The sequence below is a fragment of the Streptomyces sp. NPDC058469 genome, assembly GCF_042721125.1.
Taxonomy (GTDB): Bacteria; Actinomycetota; Actinomycetes; order Streptomycetales; family Streptomycetaceae; genus Streptomyces.
Genome location: NZ_JBHXME010000213.1, coordinates 1 through 5042, shown reverse-complemented (window position 1 = coordinate 5042; position 5042 = coordinate 1). Strand labels below are relative to the sequence as shown.

Sequence of the window (5042 nt, the reverse complement as noted above, 5' to 3'; positions counted from 1 at the left end):
CGCCGCGTCGGGGGGTATCCGTCCTCGGAACGGCGCGGAATCGGTTGCTCAAGAATGTGGCGGTGTTGACGCGCCAACCGCTGCGGGCGGACACCCCCCGACACGTCGCCTTGCCGCCGTACGCGGGCGACGGTCCGCTCGGTTCAGCTCACCGACTCCGGTACCGGTGACTGTGCCGTCGCCCCGTGCTTCGGTGCTCGGGCCGTCACCATCAGGCCCGCGACCAGGCCCGCCAGGAGCATGACGGCTACGGCCCACCAGATGGCGACCGTGTAGCCGTGGACGATGCCCTTGCTGGTGATCAGGGCCTTCTGGGCCGGGTTGTGGAGGTGGGCGGCGATGTAGGCCGCGCTGCTGGTGGTGGCGATCGTGTTGAGGAGGGCCGTACCGATCGAACCGCCCACCTGCTGTGCGGTGTTGACGGTCGCGGAGGTCACGCCCGAGTCCTGCGGGGCGACCCCGGCCGTGGCGGTGGCGAAGACCGGCATGAAGATCAGGCCCATGCCGAGGCCCATCAGCAGGAGGCCGGGTAGGAGTTCGGTCGTGTAGTCCGAGTTGACGGTAAGGCGGGTGAAGAAGGACATGCCGGCTGCCGCGAGGACCGCGCCCGGCACCATCAGGGTGCGCGGCGGTACGTGGTGCATCAGCCGGGCCGAGATCTGGGTCGAGCCGATGATGATCGCGACCGTGAGGGGCAGGAAGGCCATGCCGGTCTTCACGGGGGAGTAGCCGAGGATGACCTGGAGGTAGTAGGTCATGAACAGGAACATGCCGAACATGCCGATGACGGCGAGGCCCATGGTGAGGAAGCAGCCGGCGCGGTTGCGGTCCTTGACGATGTGCAGGGGCAGGAGGGGGCTGGGTGCCCTGGTCTGCCACCACACGAAGGAGGTGAGGAGGACGACACCGGCCGCGAACAGGCCCAGGACCAGTGAGTCCGTCCAGCCGCGTGGCTCCGCCTCGCTGAAGCCGTAGACGATCGCGACGAGTCCGCCGCAGCCGAGCAGTACGCCGGGTACGTCGAGGCGGGCGCCGGAGTGGCCGGGGCGGTCGTGGAGGAGGGCGAACGCGCCGAAGACCGCGATGATCGCGATGGGGATGTTGACGTACAGGCACCAGCGCCAGTTCAGGTACTCGGTCAGCAGCCCGCCCGCGATGAAGCCGATCGCCGAACCGCTGCCCGCGAGCGCGCCGTAGATCCCGAAGGCCTTGCCGCGTTCCTTCGGGTCGGTGAAGGTCGTGGTGAGGAGGCTGAGCGCGGAGGGGGCCAGTACGGCGGCGAAGACGCCCTGGAGGGCGCGGGCGCCGAAGAGCATGCCCGAGGTCGTGGCCGCGCCGCCGAGTGCGGAGGCGCCCGCGAAGCCGATCAGGCCGATGATGAAGGTCCGCTTGCGGCCCACCAGGTCGGCGATCCGGCCGCCCAGCAGGAGCAGCCCGCCGAAGGCGAGCGTGTACGCGGTGATGACCCACTGCCGGTTGCCGTCGGACATGCCCAGGTCGCGCTGTGCGGAGGGGAGCGCGATGTTCACGATCGTCGCGTCGAGTACGACCATGAGCTGTGCGAGAGCGATGATCACCAGGCCCCACCAGCGGCGGGGATCGGGGCCGGCGGCCGTATCGGACTCACCGGATTCACCTGTTCGGGTGACACTCATCTGGTCAGAAGACCATGAATCGGTATGTATTGCATCCCCAGTCGTATTCGTGCGTACGTTCGCTTGTGTGCCCGGTGACGCGCTTGATGGCGTGCTTGGTGATGTGTTCGGTGTGGTCATGGCTCCAGTACCACCTTTCCGGTCGTCTTCCGGTTCTCCAGCGCCCGGTGCGCGTCCGCCGCTCCGGCCAGCGGAAACCGCCGCACGGCCGGTACGAGTCGGCCCTCCGCGGCTTCGGCGAGCGCGCGCGACTCCAGCGTCCGGATGGGACTCGGGCCTCCGGCCTTCCGCATCATCACGGGCCCGAGTACCTGCTCGGACAGCCCTTCGACGGCATACGGCTCCCCGCTCGACCACCCGAAGACGAGGTGCTGCCCGCCGTGCCCGAGGAGTCCGACTGTCTCCCGGGCGACGGCCCCGCCCACCCCGTCGAACACGACGGTCGCGTGCCGGCCGCCCAGCCAGGCCCGCACCTTCCCCGGCCACCCGGGGTCCGTGTAGTCGACGGCGAGATCGGCGCCGTTCGCCCCCACGAGGGCGACCTTCTCCGGACCGCCCGCGAGACCGATCACGGTGGCCCCGGCATGCTTGGCGTACTGCACGAGCAGGGTCCCGAGTCCACCCGCGGCTGCCGGAACGACGACCACGGAGTCGCTGCCGAGCTCGCTGAACTGCACTGTCCCCATCGCCGTCCGCCCCGTCCCGATCATCGCGACGGCCTGCGCGAAGTCCAGGTTCCCCGGAATCTCGTGCACCCTGTCGACATCGACCACGGCCAACTCCGCGTACCCGCCCGGCGCGAACCCGAGATGCGCGACCACCCGCTTCCCGAGCCACAGTCCGGCGACCCCGTCCCCGAGCGACTCGACGACACCGGCGACCTCGCGGCCGGGGATGGTGGGGAGGGCGGGGAGTTCGGGCAGGGGGCCCTGTTCCCCCTTCCGTAGAACGGTGTCCAGGAGGTGGACTCCGGCCGCGGCGACGGCGATACGGACCTGGCCGAGGGAGGGGGAGGGGTTGCCGACGTCCTCGTAGGTGAGGTTCTCGGCGGGACCGAAGGTGTGGAGTCGTACGGCGTGCATGGGGCCCCCATGGTGGCGGATTGCTGGTTGCTTCCGTGGGGTCCACTCTTTGACCTCAAGCGTGCTTGAGGTCAAGCTTCCGCCGGGTCGGTGCGAGAGTCGTCGGTGACGTGAGAGCCAGGGATACGGCGGTCAGGGCGCTGTTGAAGGACACCTCGGACAGCACACCGGGCGCCGCGACCTGGTCGCCCGCGAGACAGACACCGTCCCCGCGGTCGACGGCGGGCCGGTCCCGCCAGCTGCTGCCGGGCAGATCCACGGCTCCGGTACGGCCGTTCGCGACGCCCGCGCGCCGCCAGATCACACGCTCCCGCCAGCCCCGGAACCCCAGGTCGAGCAGCTCCTCGGCACGGGAGACGCCGTCGGCCTTCGTCTCGTACGGCGCGATCGGGATCTGCGCTTGGAGCAGTTGCTCACCGGCCGGGGCGAGGGAGCGGTCCTGTGCGGTGAACCGTTCGACCCAACCCGGCGAGTCGAGGTCGGAGACGACGAAGGCGTCACCGCGCCGGGTCCGGATGGCTGTATCGACGAGGGCCGTACGCCCGCTCGTCCACGTCAGGGAGTCGTCGCCGAGGAGGCGGCGGGCGGCGTCGAGGGAGGTGGCGACGACGACGGGCGTGTCCATGGGCAGCGTGTCGACCCGGGACAGCGTCTCCACGCGCACGCCCAGATTCCAGGCCCGGGCGGCCATCCGGTCGACGACGTTCGCCCAGCCGCCGCACGGATAACGCGCCTCGGCCGGCAGCCTGGTCGCGCGCCGCAGCCGTTCCTGTACGAAGGCGGCGGACAGGGCGCCGGGGTCGTGGTGGAAGAGGGCGACGGCGGAGTAGTGCGCGGCGGCCCGGGCGGCCTCCTCGCCGGCGACACCGGTCGCCCAGGTCATGAAGTCGACGTCCACAGGCGCCTGTTGGCGGGCGGAACGGCGCAGCAGTCTGAGCATCGGGAGGGGTGGCGTACGGCGCAGGACGCCGTGGTGACGCAGCCGGAACCGGGCCGCCGCCGACACCGGAACCGGGGCAAGCGGCCCGAGCAGGCCACGCTGCCGGAGCCAGGTCCAGTGCGGGCCGCGGCTGTAGAGGGCGTGCGGACCGTCGTTCGTCCGGTACGGCCCCTCGGCGGTCCGCGCTCGCCCGCCGAGGGTGTGGTGCGCCTCGTACACGATGACCTCGGCGCCCGCCTCGGCCGCGGCGATCGCGGCGGTGAGTCCGGCGAGGCCGCCGCCGATGACGGTGATGCGGTGCATGGGGTCTCCCTCGGATTGGTCCTTGGGTCGGATCGGGCCTTGGGCTGGGTGCGTTGGGTGCGCCCTTCTGTGAGTACGACGGTTGGAAGGGGGCGGAATGTGACGTCCGCGGGGAGGGGAATTGCGTCTGTGCAGGTCAGGGGGATTGTCAGTGGTGGGGTGCAGGATGGGGGCATGGCGAGGAGAGCGGCGACGGGCGGGACGAGTGGTGCGGGCGGGAGGGGTGGTTCCCGTGGTGCTGCGGGCGGGGTGAAGGGGGCGCGGCGGCCGGAGGTGCGGTTGCCGGCTCTGGAGGCTTACGGGGGTGGGGAGTTGGAGCCGGACGGGGACTACGACGGGCTGCGGTTCCGGGACGAGGACTTCGTCGGGCAGGACGGCGGGGGCGCCCGCTTCATGGACTGCGCGCTGACCGACTGCGCGTTGGACGAGACGCGACTGCATCACGCCCGCGTACTGGACTCCGTCCTCACCGGCATACGGGGCGTCGGCACCGACCTCGCGGAGTCGACCCTGCGTGACGTCGAGGTGATCGACGCGAGGATGGGCGGGGTGCAGCTGCACGGCGCGGTTCTGGAGCGGGTGGTGATCCGGGGCGGCAAGATCGACTACCTGAACCTGCGCAAGGCGAAACTCCGGGATGTCGTCTTCGAGGGCTGCGTCCTCGTGGAGCCGGACTTCCTGGATGCCCGCCTGGAGCGTGTCGAGTTCGTGGACTGCGCGCTGAAGGGGGCGGACTTCACGGGGGTGACGTTCACGGATGTGGATCTGCGGGGGGCGGCGGAGCTGGAGATCGCGCGGGGGGTGGATCGGTTGTCGGGGGCGGTGATCAGCATGGGGCAACTGCTGGATCTGGCACCGGTGTTGGCTGTGCAGATGGGGATTCGGGTGGAGGGGTGAGGGGGGCGAGGGGGGCGTCCGGGGCGCGGGGGGATCTTTGAGGGCTGGCTGGAATTGGGTGCGGGGGCTCTTTGGAGGGGCGGACGGGTGTTGGGTGCGGGGCTTCTCTTTCCGAGGTGAGGTGTGCGTTCGGGGCGAGGGTGGCTTCTTGGCGCAGGTGGCATC

General features: G+C 70.7%; 4 protein-coding genes. 1 reads left to right on the top strand and 3 read right to left on the bottom strand.

The annotated features are described in order from the left end of the window. Window positions 1–143: 143 nt before the first annotated feature. From ACFWP5_RS47315 to ACFWP5_RS47305, 3 genes are all read right to left on the bottom strand, one after another. A complete protein-coding gene (locus tag ACFWP5_RS47315; protein WP_384171902.1) occupies window positions 144–1655 on the bottom strand; it encodes an MFS transporter in 1512 nt (503 codons plus the stop codon). 116 nt (window positions 1656–1771) lie between these two features. Then, window positions 1772–2737 (bottom strand): zinc-binding dehydrogenase, encoded by a 966-nt coding sequence (locus tag ACFWP5_RS47310; protein ID WP_384171899.1) that lies wholly within the window; start codon window positions 2735–2737, stop codon window positions 1772–1774. A gap of 55 nt (window positions 2738–2792) precedes the next feature. Next, window positions 2793–3980: an FAD-dependent oxidoreductase gene (locus ACFWP5_RS47305; RefSeq protein ID WP_384171896.1), complete on the bottom strand. Its 1188-nt coding sequence runs from the start codon at window positions 3978–3980 to the stop codon at window positions 2793–2795. Window positions 3981–4229: 249 nt separating this feature from the next. On the opposite strand from ACFWP5_RS47305, the gene ACFWP5_RS47300 reads away from it, so the two are divergent. Continuing rightward, entirely contained in the window at window positions 4230–4877 is a 648-nt protein-coding gene (locus ACFWP5_RS47300) for a pentapeptide repeat-containing protein (protein WP_384171928.1), read from the top strand. The last annotated feature ends 165 nt before the right edge of the window (window positions 4878–5042 follow it).